General features: G+C 54.3%; 1 protein-coding gene. It reads left to right on the top strand.

The annotated features are described in order from the left end of the window. Positions 1–36 precede the first annotated feature (36 nt). On the top strand, positions 37–335 hold a 299-nt coding region (locus tag AC1RPG_RS08520; RefSeq protein WP_481762555.1), incomplete at its 3' end, for a hypothetical protein.

Here is a 335-nt window from a genome sequence, read left to right as displayed (position 1 = left end):
CAGTTTAAGCAATTCCCAAGTTGAGAGGACCCACAAGTGACGGGGAAGAGAAAGTTGCATCGTCGTCTCGGACTGCCGTACTCGTATGACACTCAGTATGCACCGATCCGAGGATTCTTCGGAGACAAGCGATTCCTCAGCAACTTCTTCCTGCGTCCACTTTCGCTGTACGGTGTCGAGTTCCCGTCATCCGAGCATGCCTTCATGTGGCACAAGTCGGAAGATGCAGGGTACAGAAAACGTGTGCTCGCGGCCCCGACGCCAAAGCGCGCAAAAGCAGTGGGAAAGTCTGCTGCGCTTCGTCCCGATTGGGATAAGAGCTACAAGTTTGAGGC

Source organism: Dellaglioa sp. CoH-57-MRSF-18, from assembly GCF_056781995.1.
Note: the sequence above shows the minus strand (reverse complement) of the source record. Positions and strands in the feature narration are given on the sequence as shown.